General features: G+C 30.5%; 21 protein-coding genes. 10 read left to right on the top strand and 11 right to left on the bottom strand.

Annotated elements, in window-relative coordinates; translation table 11 throughout:
- Nucleotides 1-10 precede the first annotated feature (10 nt).
- The 4 genes from HMPREF1552_RS01605 (at nt 11) to cbiB (ending at nt 3,191) form a co-directional block, all read left to right on the top strand.
- Nucleotides 11-721 (top strand): hypothetical protein, encoded by a 711-nt coding sequence (locus HMPREF1552_RS01605; RefSeq protein ID WP_231370726.1) that lies wholly within the window; start codon nt 11-13, stop codon nt 719-721.
- 23 nt (nt 722-744) lie between these two features.
- Nucleotides 745-1,524 carry a polyphenol oxidase family protein gene (locus HMPREF1552_RS01600; protein WP_021743288.1) on the top strand — a complete coding sequence of 260 codons (780 nt, stop codon included), beginning with the start codon at nt 745-747 and terminating at the stop codon, nt 1,522-1,524.
- 36 nt (nt 1,525-1,560) lie between these two features.
- Nucleotides 1,561-2,121 carry a hypothetical protein gene (locus HMPREF1552_RS01595; protein WP_021743287.1) on the top strand — a complete coding sequence of 187 codons (561 nt, stop codon included), beginning with the start codon at nt 1,561-1,563 and terminating at the stop codon, nt 2,119-2,121.
- 65 nt (nt 2,122-2,186) lie between these two features.
- Nucleotides 2,187-3,191 (top strand): adenosylcobinamide-phosphate synthase CbiB, encoded by a 1,005-nt coding sequence (cbiB, locus tag HMPREF1552_RS01590; protein ID WP_021743286.1) that lies wholly within the window; start codon nt 2,187-2,189, stop codon nt 3,189-3,191.
- Between the two features lie 63 nt (nt 3,192-3,254).
- Here the strand turns inward: cbiB and HMPREF1552_RS01585 are convergent, their stop codons facing one another.
- The 8 genes from HMPREF1552_RS01585 to HMPREF1552_RS01550 all read right to left on the bottom strand — a co-directional run bounded on the left by HMPREF1552_RS01585 (nt 3,255) and on the right by HMPREF1552_RS01550 (nt 11,101).
- Nucleotides 3,255-4,304, bottom strand: a complete 1,050-nt coding sequence (locus tag HMPREF1552_RS01585) for a 2,3-butanediol dehydrogenase (RefSeq protein WP_021743285.1) — start codon at nt 4,302-4,304, stop codon at nt 3,255-3,257.
- Between the two features lie 158 nt (nt 4,305-4,462).
- Nucleotides 4,463-5,731, bottom strand: coding sequence for a UDP-N-acetylglucosamine 1-carboxyvinyltransferase (murA, locus tag HMPREF1552_RS01580; protein WP_021743284.1), 1,269 nt, complete (start codon nt 5,729-5,731; stop codon nt 4,463-4,465).
- Entirely contained in the window at nt 5,724-6,323 is a 600-nt protein-coding gene (locus tag HMPREF1552_RS01575) for a DUF1694 domain-containing protein (protein WP_021743283.1), read from the bottom strand. The genes murA and HMPREF1552_RS01575 overlap by 8 nt, the downstream gene beginning before the upstream one ends.
- Nucleotides 6,324-6,509: 186 nt before the next feature.
- Entirely contained in the window at nt 6,510-6,929 is a 420-nt protein-coding gene (locus HMPREF1552_RS01570) for a hypothetical protein (RefSeq protein WP_021743282.1), read from the bottom strand.
- Nucleotides 6,929-7,930: a tyrosine-type recombinase/integrase gene (locus HMPREF1552_RS01565; protein WP_021743281.1), complete on the bottom strand. Its 1,002-nt coding sequence runs from the start codon at nt 7,928-7,930 to the stop codon at nt 6,929-6,931. The genes HMPREF1552_RS01570 and HMPREF1552_RS01565 overlap by 1 nt, the downstream gene beginning before the upstream one ends.
- Entirely contained in the window at nt 7,906-9,585 is a 1,680-nt protein-coding gene (gene recN / locus HMPREF1552_RS01560) for a DNA repair protein RecN (RefSeq protein ID WP_021743280.1), read from the bottom strand. The genes HMPREF1552_RS01565 and recN overlap by 25 nt, the downstream gene beginning before the upstream one ends.
- 25 nt (nt 9,586-9,610) lie before the next feature.
- Complete coding sequence (locus tag HMPREF1552_RS01555; protein WP_039900952.1) at nt 9,611-10,453, bottom strand: NAD(+)/NADH kinase; 843 nt, start codon at nt 10,451-10,453, stop codon at nt 9,611-9,613.
- A gap of 192 nt (nt 10,454-10,645) precedes the next feature.
- Nucleotides 10,646-11,101, bottom strand: coding sequence for a hypothetical protein (locus HMPREF1552_RS01550; protein WP_021743278.1), 456 nt, complete (start codon nt 11,099-11,101; stop codon nt 10,646-10,648).
- A 347-nt stretch (nt 11,102-11,448) separates the two neighbouring features.
- Here HMPREF1552_RS01550 and efeO point away from each other — a divergent pair, with 347 nt between their 5' ends.
- The 5 genes from efeO (at nt 11,449) to HMPREF1552_RS01525 (ending at nt 16,320) form a co-directional block, all read left to right on the top strand.
- On the top strand, nt 11,449-12,330 hold the full coding sequence (gene efeO, locus HMPREF1552_RS01545) for an iron uptake system protein EfeO (RefSeq protein WP_021743277.1): 882 nt from the start codon (nt 11,449-11,451) through the stop codon (nt 12,328-12,330).
- Between the two features lie 128 nt (nt 12,331-12,458).
- The gene (gene efeB, locus HMPREF1552_RS01540; RefSeq protein WP_021743276.1) at nt 12,459-13,697 is read left to right on the top strand and encodes an iron uptake transporter deferrochelatase/peroxidase subunit; all 1,239 of its coding nucleotides are present in this window, start codon (nt 12,459-12,461) and stop codon (nt 13,695-13,697) included.
- Complete coding sequence (locus HMPREF1552_RS01535) at nt 13,675-15,366, top strand: FTR1 family protein (protein WP_039900951.1); 1,692 nt, start codon at nt 13,675-13,677, stop codon at nt 15,364-15,366. The genes efeB and HMPREF1552_RS01535 overlap by 23 nt, the downstream gene beginning before the upstream one ends.
- Nucleotides 15,367-15,403: 37 nt before the next feature.
- Nucleotides 15,404-16,117 (top strand): twin-arginine translocase subunit TatC, encoded by a 714-nt coding sequence (gene tatC, locus HMPREF1552_RS01530; protein ID WP_021743274.1) that lies wholly within the window; start codon nt 15,404-15,406, stop codon nt 16,115-16,117.
- Nucleotides 16,118-16,119: 2 nt separating this feature from the next.
- Nucleotides 16,120-16,320 (top strand): twin-arginine translocase TatA/TatE family subunit, encoded by a 201-nt coding sequence (locus tag HMPREF1552_RS01525; RefSeq protein WP_021743273.1) that lies wholly within the window; start codon nt 16,120-16,122, stop codon nt 16,318-16,320.
- A 137-nt stretch (nt 16,321-16,457) separates the two neighbouring features.
- Here the strand turns inward: HMPREF1552_RS01525 and HMPREF1552_RS01520 are convergent, their stop codons facing one another.
- The 3 genes from HMPREF1552_RS01520 to tpiA all read right to left on the bottom strand — a co-directional run bounded on the left by HMPREF1552_RS01520 (nt 16,458) and on the right by tpiA (nt 17,737).
- Nucleotides 16,458-16,646 (bottom strand): PspC domain-containing protein, encoded by a 189-nt coding sequence (locus tag HMPREF1552_RS01520; RefSeq protein ID WP_021743272.1) that lies wholly within the window; start codon nt 16,644-16,646, stop codon nt 16,458-16,460.
- A 53-nt stretch (nt 16,647-16,699) separates the two neighbouring features.
- Complete coding sequence (gene secG, locus HMPREF1552_RS01515) at nt 16,700-16,906, bottom strand: preprotein translocase subunit SecG (protein WP_026749337.1); 207 nt, start codon at nt 16,904-16,906, stop codon at nt 16,700-16,702.
- Nucleotides 16,907-16,969: 63 nt separating this feature from the next.
- A complete protein-coding gene (tpiA, locus tag HMPREF1552_RS01510) occupies nt 16,970-17,737 on the bottom strand; it encodes a triose-phosphate isomerase (protein ID WP_021743270.1) in 768 nt (255 codons plus the stop codon).
- 182 nt (nt 17,738-17,919) lie between these two features.
- Here tpiA and HMPREF1552_RS01505 point away from each other — a divergent pair, with 182 nt between their 5' ends.
- Nucleotides 17,920-18,330, top strand: a complete 411-nt coding sequence (locus tag HMPREF1552_RS01505; RefSeq protein WP_021743269.1) for a DUF4870 domain-containing protein — start codon at nt 17,920-17,922, stop codon at nt 18,328-18,330.
- The last annotated feature ends 151 nt before the right edge of the window (nt 18,331-18,481 follow it).

Here is an 18,481-nt window from a genome sequence, read left to right as displayed (position 1 = left end):
GCGAGATATTATGAAGATAAAAAAATTAGTGATGACAGTACTGGTGTTATTATCTGTGCAGATGTGCGGACCTGAGCCTAAATTGGACTATAATGTTACAAAAAGTGAAAGTTACAAAATTTCTGAGAAAAAAATGAAAAAGAATTCTTTAGAAGTAAAAAAGGGGTTTGAAGCTGATAATGAGAAATTTGAAAAAAAAGTAAAAGAATCTGCTAAAAGTTTTATAGAAAATATGGTGGCAAAACAATCTATGAGTGGAAATGAAACTTTTGCCGATCAGGCAATGAAACAAATGGCAGTTAATATGATAGAAAAAGGTATCGAGTATCAGAAAAATAAAATAGAAGAAATTAGATTTTTTAACGATGAGGAAGCGGAAATTACTCAAAAAGTAAAAGTTTTTAGCAACAATAATGACAGTTTTGCAAAACTTCAAAATGAATATGAGCTTTTCAAACGTGTTGCAGAAAAATTGCAATATAAAGATACGGAAGATATGATGTCCCAAATGGAGAAAATGGATAGAAAAGAAGTTTTTTCTAAACTTATGAAGGGTATAAGCGAAGTTATTGAAGATGAATTTAAAAAAGAGGAAAATTATACAGAGATGACTACAACTGTAAGTGTACGTAAAGTAAATAATACTTGGCATATAAAAAATCTGGATGAACAAATTAAAGCAGTGGATGTGTTATTTTCAAGTTTAGCGAACAGTATGTAAAAAATATAGAAGGATAGATAATTATGTTTATAGAAAAGGAAAATTATTTTTATATTGAAGAGTTTGAAAAATACGGTATTACAGCAGTTTATACAAAAAAAATTGCTGGAAATATGTCTGATTACTGTCCAATTGAAAATCAGAAAGAAGGAATACAGAAAAATAATCGTGAAAAGTTGTTAAAGGAACTGAATTTATCTGATAAACAGGAAGTAATGGCTTTTCAGACACATTCTAACAATGTAAAAACCATTGGTGAAGATACAACGAAATATTATTATGAAAAAGAAGAAGATATTGATGGGTTTCTGACAAAAAGGAAAGACATTGCTATTTTTACATTTTATGCGGATTGTTTACCGATTTTTGTATATGATAAGGAAAATCAGGTTATAGGAGTATGGCATTCAGGATGGCCGGGGACATTTAAGGAAATAATGAAATCTGGACTTTTGGAAATGCAAAAAAATTATGGGACGCAAGTAGAGAATGTGATAATGGCGTTAGGAATTGGGATTGGGCAGAAGGACTACGAAGTTGGAAATGAATTTTATGATAAGTTTGCGGAAAAATTTTGGAAAAATGATAAGGAAATTGTGGAAAAATCATTCTGGCTTAATGAAAAAACAGGGAAATATCATTTTGACAATACAAAATTTAATGAACTTATGGCACTCAAACTTGGGATAAAACAGGAAAATTTGATTGTAGCAACTGAAAGTACATTTGATGAAAAATTTCATTCTTATAGAAAGGAGGGAAAAAATGCTGGAAGGGCTACAGCAATGATTAGTTTTAAATAAATAAAAAATATATTTTAAGAAAGGAAAGGAAAAATTATGAAAAAGATTTTAACATTAGCATTTTTAGTGATTGGAGCGACAACATTTTCTGCTGGCTGTGACTGGTTTAAAGGGAATACAAAATATGCAGATAAAATGGTGGAACTTGTAAAGAAAGAGGGATTGACAAGCAAGGTTTATTGTGATATGGACCAAAAAAAAATGGTTTATGAAACTGTGTATAACAATACTAATGAAAAATATATAGAAATAGGATTAAGTTACAACAAGAACAAGAAAAATGATCTTACTTATGCAGATATTCTAAATTCTTTTGCGGAATTTGAAAAAGACATAGATAAATTATACCCTTGGACAAATTTAACAAAACCAGAGTATCAAAATGCTCCAAGATACTATAATTACAGAATGTACATATATAGTCCTGAAAGTCAAAATGAATACATGACTTTCCTAGTTACCTATGATACATCTAATGGAACTTGGAAGAAATATTACAGTAATGGATTTTGGAAAGGAAAAGATGAAGTTGAGAAAGAAATAATGGACCTAATGAAAAAAAAGGGATTAAAAGAAACAGATAATATAATTTATTAAAAAAGTAATTTTTAAATAAAATAGTTTATATAAAAGTTACGCAATAATGAACATAGGAGATAGTAATGAATCTTTTAATAAAAATATGGATTGCATTTATTTTGGACTTGATTTTTGGAGATCCAGAGAAAATTACACATCCAGTCCAGATTATTGGTAAAATGATTACATTTTTAGAGAAAAAATTATACGGGAAAAAAGGTAGCTTTATTGGTGGAACAGTTTTAGGTATTTTAGTAGTTGCAAGTACATTTTTAGTAATGTATGGATTTGTGAAATTGACAAAAATTGTAAAAGTTTTGGAAATTTTGGAAATTTATTTGATGTATACAGTATTTTCGGTAAAATCACTGGCTCGTGAAGGGAAAAGAGTTTATAAGATTTTAAAATTAGGAAACTTGAAAGTCGCAAGAGAAAAATTGTCTTATTTGGTTTCAAGAGATACTGAAAAGATGGATAAAGTTATGATTATTAGAAGTACAATGGAAACTATTTCGGAAAATATGGTGGATGGCGTGATTGCACCGATGTTTTATATGTTTGTGGGTGGACTTCCGTTTGCGATGGCCTATAAGGCAATAAATACACTTGATTCAATGGTTGGGTACAAAAATGAGAAATATGCAAAGTTTGGTACATTTTCAGCAAAATTAGACGATGTGGTAAACTTCATTCCAGCTAGAATTTCTGGTATTTTTATAACAGCAGCAAGCTATATTTTGAGATACAATTACAAAAATGCATGGAAAATATTTAAAAGAGACAGAAAAAATCACGCAAGTCCAAATTCAGGACATTCAGAAAGTGCAGTAGCAGGAGCATTGGGAGTACAGTTTGGCGGAAAAGTTTCATATTTTGGAAAAGAAGTGGAAAAACCGATAATAGGGGATAAGAAAAAGGAATTTAGATTAGAAGATATTAAAAAAAATATACTATTAATGTATGTTACAAGTTTTGTAGCGATATTCTGTTTTTCTATAATTTATTTGATTGTAAATGGAATGTTTAATAGTGTATTTAATTCCATTGTATATTTTATATTGTATTTTTTTGTTAATATGCTTTTATAGTAAAAAAGCCTGTCCGATTCTTAATAACTTTAAGAACTGGTACAGGCTAATTAAATATATAAATTATTTAGGTGATACTAAAATTTTAACTTGGCTCTTTTCTTTTACAAGAGCTTCAAATCCTTCAGTTACAATATCTTCTAATTTAATTCTTTTTGTTACTAATAAATCTTTTGAGAAATATCCTTGTTTCATTAGTTCCAATGTTTTAGGGAATACATCACGATACGCGATAACCCCTTTTATTGTTCTTTCTTGAATTACCACTTCGTTAGGTTGAATAGGGGCTTCTGTTTCCCAGATGCTCACAACCATAAGCTCTCCATCTTTCTCAGCGGCTTCAAGAGATTGCTGCAATACTGCTGGAACTCCTGTAACTTCGTATGAAACATTCACTCCTCCATTTGTTTTTTCTTTTATGTATTCAACAGAGTTCACTTTTGTAGGATCAACAATTATCGCACCTAATTTTCTGGCAATTTCCTGTCTTTCAGGTGAAACTTCCACAGCATAGATTTCTGTTGCGCCAGAAGCTCTTAATGCATCAATTATGAGAAGTCCGATTGGACCACATCCAAATACTGCTGCAGTATCACCAGTATTAAATCTGCTTTGTCTAACTGCATAAACAGCTACAGCCGCAGGCTCTGTCAATGCTCCTTGTTCATAGTCAATTTCATCAGGAAGTTTGTGAGCCTGATCTTCATTTACAACTACAAATTCAGAGAAACCTCCACCTCCGCCTGCAAGTCCAATAAAGTTCAAATTAGGATCCAAATTATATTTTCCAATCAACCCATTTTTTGCTAGAATCGGCTCAACTGTAACTCTGTCTCCAACTTTAAATTTTGTAATTCCACTTCCTATTTCTACAACTTCTCCGCAAAATTCGTGTCCCATTGTAATTGGGGCTTTTTCTCCAGTATATGGATGTGGCTTATCGGCTGGAATGAAAATAGGTCCTCCTAGATATTCATGTAAATCACTACCACAGATTCCAGCATATTTTACTGCGATTTTAATTTGATTTTCTCTTGTGATTTCTGGTATTTCAATGTCTTCTACTTTTACATCTTTTCTATTGTGCCATCTTGCAGCTTTCATTGTTGCCATTTTTTATTTCCTCCTAAGTTAATTAATATTTTATTTCCATACTTTAATAGTATACCCTATTTTTTTTCAAAAGCAATATCTATTTACAAAAAAACATGACAAGAAACAAAAGTCATATTTTACTTAGTTTTCTAGCCATGTTTAGTGTTAATTTATTATTATATGTCAAGTTTAACTCTTTCAATTTGAGCACCAACGGTATTTAATTTTAATTCTAATTTATCATATCCTCTGTCTATGTGGTAAACTCTATTTACAATTGTTTCACCATCTGCTGTAAGTGCCGCCAAAACTAGCGCTGCTCCTGCTCTCAAATCTGAAGACATCACTTCTGCACCTGTTAATGGCAATCCTCCATTTATAAAAGCTACTCCATGTTTTATTGTAATATCTGCCCCCATTCTGTTAAATTCTGGCACGTGCATAAATCTGTTTTCAAATACAGTTTCTTCCATTGAACTTCCACCATTTACAAGAGTTTGAAGCAACATCATTTGAGGCTGCATATCTGTTGGGAATCCTGGATGTGGTAAGGTTTTTATTTTTGATGGCTTTAAATCTTTTACTTTTCCTATTACAGTTAGGATATCTCCATTCTGTTCAAATTTTGCTCCCATTGCTTCTAATTCAGATTTAAACACTCCTAAATCATCAAGTCTTGCATTTTGAATTTTTAAATTTCCTTCTGTAACTAATGAAGCTATCACATAAGTTCCTGCCTCAATTCTATCTGGCATAATTGAATATTCCACAGCGTGAAGTTCTTCAACTCCTTCAATTTCAATAGTAGGAGTTCCTAATCCTGTAATTTTTGCTCCCATTTTATTCAAGAAGTTTCCTAAATCAACAATTTCAGGCTCTCTTGCAGCATTTGAAATAACAGTTTTCCCAGGAGTTTTTACTGCTGCCATCATAATATTCTGGGTAGCTCCTACACTTGGAAAACCTAAAGGAATTTCAGCACCTTTTAATTTATCTGCTTTTGCATGAACATATCCATGAACTCTTGTAATCTCCGCTCCCAACATTTCAAAACCTTTTAAATGCAAATCAACAGGTCTTGAACCAATCGCACATCCTCCAGGCAGTGAAACAACTGCTTCATCTAAATTTGCAATCATTGGTCCCATTACTAAAAATGATGCTCTCATTTGTTTTACGATTTCATAGCTTGCTTCTGTTCTTTTAAATCCATTATTTACAATTTTGTAAGTATTGTCATCTAATTTTTCAGTTTCCATTCCCAAATCTTCAAGCAATCTCATTGTTACTCTTATATCACGTAAATTTGGCACATTTTTTAAAATGTATTCACCTTTTGCAACAAGTGTCGCTATAATTATTGGAAGTGCAGCATTTTTAGCTCCGCTTACTTTAATTACTCCATTTAATGGTGTTTTTCCTTTTATTCTAAATCCATCAACCACGTTTTTTTCCTCCTAATTTTTGACATATCGGACATTTTGAGCCAAATAATTTGTCCATAAATGTTAATTCTTTATAGTTTTTAGCATATTCAGGCATTTCTTTTTTTATTATATCTAAATGAAAATCACAAACTGCATTTTCCATAGCTTCAAAATATATATCTGGCAAATGCTTTAAATGACATTTCTCAAGTTTTGAAGTTACAACAATTTCATCTCCAGCTTCATGAACAATTGCATCCTTTGCAACGACTACAAGTGCTATTTGACCCACACATACTAGGTTATCTATCATTTTATAAGGCACTCTTTTTTGCTTAGCTATTTCAATGTATTTTTTTATATCATTAAAATCTGCATGTCGGGAAATAACCATTTTATTCACATCTTTATTTTCTAAAGCTTTTTCTATTTCATAATAAATTCCTTTTTCTTTTATTTCCTCAAACGTAAGAGCTTTTATAATTCTTTCTTTGTATTCCCCAAGAAATAAATTTTTTTCAACTTGAGCATTTACAGCTCTGTCTGTTACATCTTCTACAAATTTCATAACGTCTGATTCATTGTTATAGTTATTAACACTAGTTCTCATTTTATTTCTCCAATTCACATGAATATTTAATTTATCTTTAAATTTAACATTTAAAATTTATCGTATTTTGTCATTATACTACTTTTTTTTACATTTCTCAACTATTTTTTTGAACTTTTTATCTATTTTTAGTATTCCGTTAATTTTTTATATATTTAAATTAGAGAAATTAAGTTTGCTTAATAATTAAAAAATTAACATTGAAAGTACAAATACAACTTTAAATATAATAAATATATTTACGAATTTAGTTATTTCTGGTATTTTTTCACGCCCTTCATCCTTTCGGATTGTAAAAAATAAGAGTGCGAATAGTATAGCATATAAAATTGCTCCTATTAATGAAACGTTTGCTGTAAAAAGATAGATTACTTCCAGAAGAAGGAAGGCGTATATCTTAAAAGTTGTTCTTTTACTTGTAAAAAATATGTTTATTAAATTATAGTTCGCATACATATAAAGTAAAATCATCATAATAATTCCAAGATATGGAGTTACTATATCTAATTTTTTTATTACAAAGAATACAAAGTATGCAATAATTGTGAATAATAACACTCTTAGTTTTTCATTGTTATGTTTTCCTGTTTCACGTTTTTCTCTCATTAGTCATCTCCTAATTTTATATTGTTATAAATCATTTTTAATTTGGATTTTTCAACATGTGTGTAAATTTCTGTTGTTGTTATGTTTGAATGTCCAAGTATCTCTTGCACAATACGGACATCAGCACCGTTTCCAAGCAGAATTGTAGCAAGTGAATGTCTAAAAATGTGTGGATATACATTTTTTTCAATTCCAGCGTTTTTGGCAATAGTCTTTAAATCTTTCCAAAATTTTTCTCTTCGAGTATTTGGAAAAATCTTAAAACTTTCACTTGCATTCTTTAATTTTGGTCTATAAATAGCCAAATAATTTTTTATTTCATTTTCTAGACTATCATAAATTGGTATTATTCTATATTTTGATCCTTTTCCAAGCACCTTTATAAATTCGTAGTCTTGATTTTCCACATCCTTTATTTCCAAATTTAAGGTTTCTGAAATTCTTGCCCCAGTTGCAATTAAAATTTTGATAATAAGTTTATTTTGCATACCCTCAGGCGTGTGCGGACAGTTATCTACAATTTGCTTCATTTCTTTTAGTGTAAGTATTTCAGGTAATCTATGTTCACGTTTTAAGGACTTTACCATTCCTGTTGGATCTTTTTTAATTGCTTTATTTAAATAGCAGAATCTGTAAAATGTCTTTATTGCCGATACTTTCCTTAATACTGAATTTCGTCTTAATTTTTCGCTTATATATTCAACATAATCGAAAATATCCTGTTCCTTTACTTTCGAAAAATCTTTTTTTACAAATAAAAAAAATTGTATTAAATCTCGATTATATCCAGTAATTGTATTTTGAGAACTTCCCTTTTCATACTCTAAAAAATCAAGAAATTCTCTAATCTGCATTTTATTTTCATGTGTTATTTTTTTATCATTGTTTTTTGAACTTTCACTGCTTTTAACGTTACCGTCTCTTTCTTTTTCCAAATTTTCTTTATCTGAATTAAGTTTTTTCTTTTTTAGATTATTTATATCAGTACTTTTTTGTCCCATAGCCCCATTATCTCCTTAGCGTGATTAACAGATGCTTCAGTAATATTATCACCTGAAATGATTCTTGCAATTTCTCTTATTCTTTCTTCAGTATTCAGTTCACGAACTTTTGTCTCTGTAAGACCATTTTCAATTTCTTTTTTTATAAAGAACTGCTGCTGCGCTTTTCCAGCAATTTGCGGAGAATGAGTTACACAGATAATCTGGGTATTTCTTGAAAGCTCTCTTAATTTTTCTGCCACTCTTCTTACAGTTTCTCCAGAGATTCCTGTATCAATCTCATCAAAAATCAGCACTGAAATATTGTCAACAGCTGAAAATACCGTTTTAAGAGCAAGCATTATACGTGAAATTTCTCCACCTGAAGCAATTTTGGCAAGTGGCTTGAATGTTTCCCCTACATTTGTTGCGATTAAAAATTCTGCATTGTTTATGCCATGTGCTGTTATTTCTTCAGTTTTTGTAATTTCTACCTTGAATTTTGCATTTTCCATATTTAAGTCGCTTAGCTGAATATCAATTGTGTTCTGAAGACTTTCTGCAATTTCCATACGAATTTGGCTAAGTCTTTCACCATCTTGAAAATACTTGCTTACCAATTCATTTTTTTCAACCTTTAAATTTTCCAGCTCTTCATTTTCAAAATTAACCAATGACAGATCTTTTTCAATTTTATCTTTGTATTCAAGAATTTCAGTAATTGTTGAGCCATATTTTAATTTCAGCTTATTAATCGCATCAATTCTTTCGACAATTTTTTCCAGTTTATCATCATCCATCTCGACATCTCCAGCAAAATTATCTACAGAATACGAAATTTCCTCCACTTCATAAAGTACAGACTCAATCTTATCGTATAATTCACTATAAGATTCTGACAAATCCGAAAGCTGCTCTAAATTTCTCTTAGCCCTTCCAAGTGCTGATAAGATTGAAAATTCTCCTTCTTTTAAAAGTTCTGAAGTTTCTCCCAGCTTTTCATTAATTTTTCCAGCATTAAACAATATTTTATACTCTTCTTCAAGTTCTTCATCTTCGTTTTCCTTTAAATTAAGGCTATTGATTTCGTTAAACTGAAATTCTAGAATATCTTTTTTTTCTGCAATTTTTTCTTTTTCTTCTTCAATATTCTTTATTCTTGAATTTAATTTTTTTATTTCATTTACATTTTCACGAATTTTTTTAGAAAGTTCCTTTCCCTCATCATCAAGAAATCTGTCAAGTAGATGTAAATGATATTCTTCATTTAACAAGAACTGATGTTCATGCTGCCCAACTAAATCAATAATATTCACCATAAGTTCCTTTAATCTTGACAAAGTAAGTCTTGCACCATTTACGGTAATCTTCGATTTGGCGTTCCTGTCAAAATATCGTGTTATGATAAGTTCGTCATCATCTATCTCAAACCCAAGCTCATTTAACCTTCTTTTCTGATTTTCATTTAATTCAAAAATTCCTTCTGCAAAAAGGCTTTCTTCCCCATTTCTAATCATATCTGTATGACTTCTTTCACCAATTAATAGTGAAATTCCATCTAGAATAATTGATTTACCAGCCCCTGTTTCTCCAGTTAATGCAATAAATTTGTCATTAAATTCTAAATCTAATTTTTTGATTATTGCTAAATTATTTAATCTTAATTCCCTTAACATTTCTTCCCTTTCACTATTTTATTTTTTATAAGACAGAATCTCCCCATTTCAATTTTTGTCGGAGTATACTGTAATAATCACTGTTTATAGGTTTTATTATTCGAATTTTTTTCTTTGATAATCTTGCAGTTACTAAATCATTCTCCTGTATCTGAAACCATTGGTTTCCGTCGATATTTAAATGGACTGCATCATCTCTTGATGTTGCCTTAAAACTTAGAACTTCACAGCCGTTTACAATTATTGGACGCGCTGTTAAACTTTGTGGTGCAAGAGGTGTTATGGAGAGTGCATTTAGTCCAGGGTGGACAATTGAACCACCTGCTGAAAGCGAGTAAGCAGTCGATCCTGTAGGAGTTGCTACGATTATTCCGTCAGCTCTGTATTTATTTACAAAAATATCATTTGAGTAAACTTCAACCTGTATTAAATGTGCTTCGTGTCCGCCTTTTGTTATTACAAGCTCATTTAGTGCATAAAAAACATTATCTTCATATTTTACTTCTAAAAATGCTCTTTCTTCAGTTTTATAATTCCCATTTTCATAATCTTGTAACATCTTTACTGCATTTTGAGGTTTTACTTCAGCAAGATAACCAAGAGAGCCCATATTTATTGCAAGTACAGGAATATTCCTTAAAATAGCTTCTTTTGCGGCAACAAGCATTGTTCCATCTCCGCCAAGTGAAATTATTAAGTCAGCCTCTTCCACTCCAAAAACTTCTTGAATATCTTTTTCCTTTAGATAGTCATAAAAATTCTTTAATAAAGTCTCGTCTGCATATTCACTTTTTACAATTCTAACTTTTTTTAACCGTCTTTTGTTATTTAGATTATCATTATTTTCTAATTTTTCAGAATTTTCCATAATAAATACCTCTTCAAACATCAAAATTAAATTTTAAAATATTTTTTACCTTTGTGAGATATTGTATCATTTTTGAAGATTTTTTTCCATAAATTTTCTAAATATTTTTAAGGATTGGATACGATTAAATTTTAAAGAAATTATAAACTATAAAAAAAGACTGTCAAAAATACAACAGTCTAGTTAATTTATTTATTCAGAATAGTAATACTGGCTGCTTCTGTAGTTTCTATGTGAAGGGGGATAATAATAAAGTCTTTTTATGATAAAAGCATTTTTTCCTCTTTTCATGTCATTTAGTATTCTTTGTGAAAAATTACTTCCTAGGACATGAATTGTTTTTTTCTCTGCATTTGCAGGAATTTTTGGATTATCCCATTCAATTTTATGGCCTGGATGTGTATCAATACAAGTTGCATAAAGATTTACATGGTCAAGAGAAGAGTTCTTATAAAAAGCCCTGTAAGTTGATATGAAACATTGTTGATTAGATATATATTCCATTGTTCTATTTCTTATATCCCATTCTACAGTTTCAGGTAATTCCTCGAAAGGAGCTTTTTTTGTAAATACAATACTATCAGCAAATATATTGAATGAAAGCAAAAAGATACAGAGAGTAAATAAAGATTTTAAGTTATTTTTCATGCCATTATTCTCCTTTATATTAATCGTTTAATGTATTCTAACATTTAGTATCCGTTTTTTCAATATATATTTTCTTTTAATATATATACAATTTAAGTAAAAATATCTTAGTTTTGCTAGTTAAGCATATAAAAAAGTAAAAATAAATTTTAGAAAAATATTTTTTATAAAAAAATTTGAAAATCAAACATTTTTACTTTACAAATAAATAAATTCAAAGTATAATTATAATAAATCTACTTTATATCGAACTTATACAGTTATAATTATTTTAAATTTTGTTAATTTTAACTAATTCGATATTAGATGCAAATATATAATAAAATTAAAATTTAGGAGGATTTTTTATGAAAAAAATGGGAATGTTACTGCTTATAGGAGCATTAATGGCGGTTAGTTGCGGAAAAGACAATGCTAGCAAAGAAGAAGGAAAGGCTGGAACAACGGCTGAACAGACTGCTAATCAAGGAAAAGTTGATTTGAGCAAGGAAACTGCTGAATATAAGAAATATGTTGAAGGTCAGATTGATATGCTTTTAAAAAATACAGAAAACTTTGCAAAATTGTTGAAGGAAGGAAAATTGGACGAAGCTAAAAAAGTTTATCCATTAATCCGTATGGCTTATGAAAGATCTGAGCCTATCGCTGAAAGCTTTGGAGAATCTGATGTTAAGATAGATTACCGTCTTGTTGACTTTAAAGAAGAATTTAAAAATGAAGAAGGATGGAAAGGTTTTCATAGAATTGAAAAAATATTATGGGAACAAAATACTACAAAAGGTACTGAGAAATATGCAGATGACCTTGTAAACGACATTAAGGAACTAAAAGCAAAAATTGCTACAATCGAAGTAACACCTGATTTAATGGTTACAGGAGCTATCGACTTATTAAATGAAGTTTCGACTCAAAAAATTACGGGAGAAGAAGAAGTATTTTCACATACTGATTTGTACGACTTTAGAGCAAACATTGAAGGGGCTCAGAAAATATTTGAACTATTTAGACCTAAATTAGAAAAAAAAGATGCCAAACTTGTAACAACTTTAGATACTGAATTTAAAGCTGTAAATGCACTTCTTGATAAATATATGACTGATGATAAGCATTACAAATTATATACAGAATTGAAGCCTGAGGATACAAAAGCACTAGCAGAAGCAGTTACAAAACTGGGAGAACCTTTGTCACAAATGGGAATTGTAATGGATGCAACTTCTAAAAAATAATAGATTTATTCGGTAACAAATATTTTTAAGCGTTATCAAGCAGGAGGTTAATTCACCCCTTGTTAAAATTAACATTTAAATTATCGAACATATCTAAATAACTTACAGTATAAAAAGAGGTAAAAATAATGAGTGATGAAAATAATAAAAAATGGTCTGATAAAAAAATATCACGACGTGATTTTCTTAAAAAAGCTGGAATGGTTGGAGCTGGAGCGGCAATTGGAGCAAGTGGAGCTGGCGCAATTTTTGCAAATATGTTTAACGATAAGGCAAATCAAGTTGTTGGAGATGAAAAAATCTCATTTTATGGGCAGCATCAGTCAGGAATCGCTACTCCTGTTCAGAAAAATGTTTATTTTGCAGTACTAGATCTGCACTCTTTGAACAAGGAAGAAATAAAGAAGATGTTCAAGGACTGGACTGATTATTCCCAAAAACTTATGAAAGGCGAACTAGTCGCTCCTGAACTAAAAAATCACCTTGTCCCTCCTATAGATACAGGAGAAACTGTTGGATTAAACCCCTATCGCTTGACATTAACTTTTGGAATAAGCCCCTCATTTCTCGATAAATTAAAATTGGATAACAAAAAATTAGATGAATTTAAAGATTTGCCACATTTTCCAAGAGATCAGATAAAAGATAAGTATAAAGGCGGAGATATTTGTATTCAGGCTTGTGCAGATGATGCTCAAGTGGCATTTCACGCTGTAAGAAATCTTGTTCGTAAAGGACGTGCCTTAATTACTTTAAAATGGACTCAAGCTGGATTTCTTCCCATTGGAAATGGAAAAGAAACACCTAGAAATCTTTTTGGATTTAAAGATGGAACAGAAAATCCTAAAAATAATAACGACTTTAAGAATGTTGTATGGTATGACAAGAACAACTGGCTCAAAGATGGAACTTATATGATAGTAAGACGTATTCAGATGCATCTTGAAACTTGGGATAGAACTAATTTACAAGAACAGGAGAATACATTTGGAAGATATAAGGAAAGTGGCGCTCCATTTGGAGAAACAGATGAATTTGCAACAATTGACATAAATAAAAAAGGTCCAGACGGAAAACCAATTCTTCCCATTGATTCACATGTTTATCTTGCAAAAAAAGCTGAGGTAAAAATAGCGCGCCGTGCCTTTTCGTATTCTAATGGAATAGACGAAGTGAGCGGACAGTTTGATGCGGGACTGCTATTTATATGTTTCCAAAAACATCCTGATCAATTCATAAAAATTCAGAACAGTTTAGGAAATGATGATAAGCTGAACGAGTACATTACTCACGTTGGAACGGGTATTTTTGCCTGCTTTGGCGGAATAAAGGAAGGAGAGTATATTGGGCAGAAATTATTTGAATAAAATAAGTATAATGTTATTTTTGTGCTTTATGCTATCTTTTACAAATATTATTGCAAAGGAAAGTTACAGTAACCTCTATATAAAAATAACAGATACAACAACTGCTATAAAAAATAGCAATCAGAATGAAGCAAAAAAACTTTATTCTGAAATCAGGGAAGAATTTAAAAAAGTAAAAAATTCTGATTCAACACAAGGAAAAAAAGTACAGGAGCTTTTAAATAAGGAAAAATCAGCATTATCAGAAAATGACCTAAAAGAAGTTACAACAGCACTGCTTGCTTTTGAAAAGGAGCAAAATCCTGTTAATGATAACGAGGAAAAGAAAAAATTTCAGTCAAGAATGTATCCTGCTTTGGATATATTGGAAAAGGCGATTCAGTCTAAAAATGTGGAGCTTATGAAAAAAGAATATCTGAAATTTAATGGCGTATGGACTAGAAATGAAAGTTTTATAAGAAGCAGAAGTATTCCTTACTATGGAAAAGTCGAAACTGCCATGTCCTTTCTTAGAAGCTCTATGGAAGTAGAGCCTTTTGACTATGACAGCACAATGAATTCTTTCAATGAATTGAAGTCTGCTATAAAGGATTATCTGGATGGAAAAAAAATAGAAAACAATGTTTCAAGTACAATCACATTGAAAGAAGCTGTGGATATGCTAAAAGACGCCTTGGATGCTTTTAAAACAGGAAATAAAGCTAAAGGACAATCAAAAGTTAAGCAGTTTATTCAAGTATGGCCAACCGTTGAAGGCGATGTAAGTACAAGAAATTCATCATTATACACAAAAGTGGAAACTCAAACTCCAATAATTATGGTAAAAGGTTCTGAAAAAGAATATCAGGAACAATTACAAGGTTTAATAACAGAATTATCACAAATTGATACAAAAGCACAATATACATTTGTTGACGCAATGTTTATACTCCTTCGTGAAGGTGTGGAAGCACTTCTTATCGTTCTGGCATTGGTAAGCAGCCTAAAAGCTGCAAATCAGAAAAAAGGATTACGTTGGGTATATGCAGGAGCTGCTTTCGGAATTTTAGCAAGTGTCATTATAGCATTTATGCTTCAAGCACTATTCCCTGCGGTATCTTCAGGAACAAATCGTGAAATTCTGGAAGGAATTGTAGGAATTTTTGCGGTTATAATGATGATTGGTATTGGATTCTGGCTACATAGCAAGTCATCTCTAAAATCTTGGAAAGACTATATTGACAGAAAAATGGACGTAGTTTTAAGCACAGGAAGTTTTATTTCAATGTTTGTACTTAGTTTTCTTGCGGTATTTAGGGAAGGTGCTGAAACGATTCTATTTTATGTGGGAATTTTACCATTAATTTCTTTGCAGAGCTTGATTATTGGTATTGTGAGTGCTATACTAATATTAGTTGTAATCGCATTTGTACTAATATACGCTTCTTCAAAAATAAAAATACATCAAATATTCCTTGTATTGACATGGACGATATATTTCCTTGCATTTAAGATGCTTGGAACAAGTATTCATATGCTACAAGTTGTGGGAATTTTACCGCTACACGTGGTAAACTTTATTCCAACAGTAGAAATTTTGGGAATTTATGCAAATATGGAAGTATTTATTTGCCAGTTAATTTTAATAACTATAATTGCATTTGCAACTTTTAAAAGAAAAGATAAGTAAGTTTTAAATATTTTTAACAATCAGAAAGGAATAAAAAATGTCTAAAATTGATGAACAGACACTTATAGAACATCTAAGTGAATTTAGAAAAAGACTCATTGTAACAATCGTATTCTTTATAATAGCCTTTCTGATAAGCCTAGTATTCTGCTCTAGTATTTACAAATTATTAACAGCTTCTTTTAATCAGAAATTAGTTGTTCTAGGCCCTAACGATATTTTGAGCATTTATTTGATGCTGGCTGGAATATGTGCTTTCAGTCTAACTCTTCCATTTGCAAGTTATCAAATATGGGCATTTGTCCGTCCTGCATTGGAAGAAAGAGAAGCCAAAGTAGTTTTATCCTATGTTCCTGCAACCTTTATACTGTTTATTGCCGGTCTATGTTTTGGTTTCTTTTTCATAACGCCTGCATTATTAAATGTTCTTCTTTCATTCGGAGATGATTTGTTTAATATACAGCTTACAGCAAACAGTTATCTGACATTCATAATTCATACTTCCCTTCCACTTGGAATAATATTTGAACTGCCAGTTATTGTAGCCTTTTTAACATCGCTACACATTTTAACACCACAATATTTGATAAAAAACAGAAGATATGGATACTTTATTTTACTAGTACTCGCAGTAGTATTAACACCTGCCGATTTTATAAGTGATTTAACAATGGCAGCTCCCTTAATCCTGCTGTATGAAGTGAGTATCCTTGTCTGCAAATATATTTATAAAAAAAGGAGGAATTACTAAAAATGGGAATTTTTAGAGATATCGGAGCACCAGGACTTATAGTCCTTATACTTGGGGCATTACTTATTTTCGGACCAAAAAGACTGCCTGAACTGGGAGAATCCATCGGAAAAATGATTCGAGAATTTAAAAAGTCAGTTTCTGGAATTGATTTGGAAAAAGATGAAAATAAAAATATAGAGGAAAAAAAAGAAGAGAAATAAAAAAACAAGAGCAGTCTCATAACCATGAACCGCTCTTTTTTATTTAAAATTAATTTTAAAAAAAAAGCCCATTTTTTATAACAACTTAATGTTTTTTAAAATAGACTTTTGAGATACAGTTTATTTTTATTTCAGAATTATTCTCCTTCAGGTAAAATAAATCCTGCTATTAAATATGCGATTACTAACGATCCTCCTGTAAGAACTGCTAATACAACTGCTATTATTCTTATTAAGTTAGAATCTTTATCCATGTATTTTGCAAGTCCACCACATACACCCATTATTTTTTTGTCGGATGCTGATTTTGTTAGTTTTTTTTCCATTTTTCCCTCCTAAATATTTTTATAAAAAATCCAAAAAATTTACTTTTCAAAAATTATCTTACAATTTGGAATAAGATTGCAACTACTAGAAATAACGTTGCAACAACTTCTGTAAATTTTTCAATTCCTTCTTTTTCTTCATCCAAGATGTTAGCAGAACTTTTCGCTAAACCTTGGCTTCTATCTGGCTGTAGTAAGATTACGCTTATCATGATGATTGATAAAATTACTAGAGCTATAATTAATAAATTTTCTAACACGTTATTATTTCCTCCTATAATTTACAAAACAAGAGAATAAGCAATTAATTTTTTTCAAAATAATTATTTAGCTGCTGCATCTCCGGCTTTTATTATTACAGCGAATTTTTCAGGAATTAAACTTGCTCCTCCTACTAATCCACCGTCAATATCTGTTTGAGCGATTAAGTCAGCTGCATTTGCATCGTTCATTGATCCACCATATTGAACTGTTACGTTTTCTGCAACTTCTTTTCCATATAAATCAGTTAATAATCCTCTGATGAATGCGTGAACTTCTTGAGCTTGTTCTGGAGTAGCAGTTTTACCTGTTCCAATTGCCCATACTGGTTCGTAAGCAAGTACAACGTTTGCCATTTCAGCAGCTGTTACATCTTTTAACCCACCAGTAATTTGAGTTTTTACAACATCATTAGTAGTTCCAGCTTCTCTTTCTTCCAATTTTTCTCCGATACATAAGATTGGTTTTAAATTGTGAGCCAATGCTGATTTTACTTTTTCATTGATGATTTCATCAGTTTCGTGGTAATATTCTCTTCTTTCAGAATGTCCTAAAATTACATATTCTACACCTAAATCTTTTAACATCAATGGTGAAACTTCTCCAGTATATGCTCCGCTTTCTTTAGCATTCATATTTTCAGCAGCGATTTTAATGTTGCTTCCTGCAGTTTCTCTAGTTGCTGTTTCTAATGCAGTAAATGGTGCTCCAATTACGATTCCTGCATTTTTTACGTCTGCTACTAAAGGTTTTAATTCATTGAAGAATTGTGCAGCCTCTTTTGCAGTTTTGTTCATTTTCCAGTTTCCAGCTACTATTACTTTTCTCATAGTTTTTCCTCCATTATTTATTTAATATTTTACATTTTCTTTTATTTTATCATACATTACTTTTTTTATCAATGCCAATACTTGAATTTTTCAATTTGATTTTTTGTATCTTTTATGTTAAAATTCTTTTGAGCAGTTTAAAGTAAATAAAATTAAAAAATATATTAGAATTGGAGGAGTTTATGAACAATAATATAAGTGAACAAAAGTCAATCGCAGGATTAAAAGCCTTTGCTGTTGCTTTTCTTATAAATTTGAGCTTTTTTGCGGGATTTAGTATAAATGCTGCCGTTTTCCCGATAAATCTAAGTTTTTCAATGGGATTTAGCTTACTAATACCAATAGTTGCATTAATTCTGGAGCAGGAAAATGGATTTGTACGGGCATATTCAAAACAAACATTGGTAGTAACGGTATTGTTATTGATTTCAACATTTTTAAATATTATTATAATTGCTGGAAATATTTTATTTTTTGTAATTTTTGTAATACTATCTGTATTCCAAATCATCGCAACAGTATCATCAGCATTGAAAAAAGAATTTAAAATTCCTTTTATAGAAAAGATTACAGATTTATTATTTGTAGATTAATTAATAAAAAGATGGGGGCGTATTATTTTATGCCCCTATACACAGAATTTGATAAAATTCATAAAAAAGTTATTGACAAATTATAAAAATATATGATATACTAACTGAGTAGTGTACGGGTGGATGTCCGAACGGCTAAGGGACCGGTCTT

This window comes from Leptotrichia sp. oral taxon 879 str. F0557 (genome assembly GCF_000469385.1).
In the GTDB taxonomy this organism is placed as follows: Bacteria; Fusobacteriota; Fusobacteriia; order Fusobacteriales; family Leptotrichiaceae; genus Leptotrichia; species Leptotrichia mesophila.
This window is presented reverse-complemented; position numbering and strand designations above follow the sequence as displayed.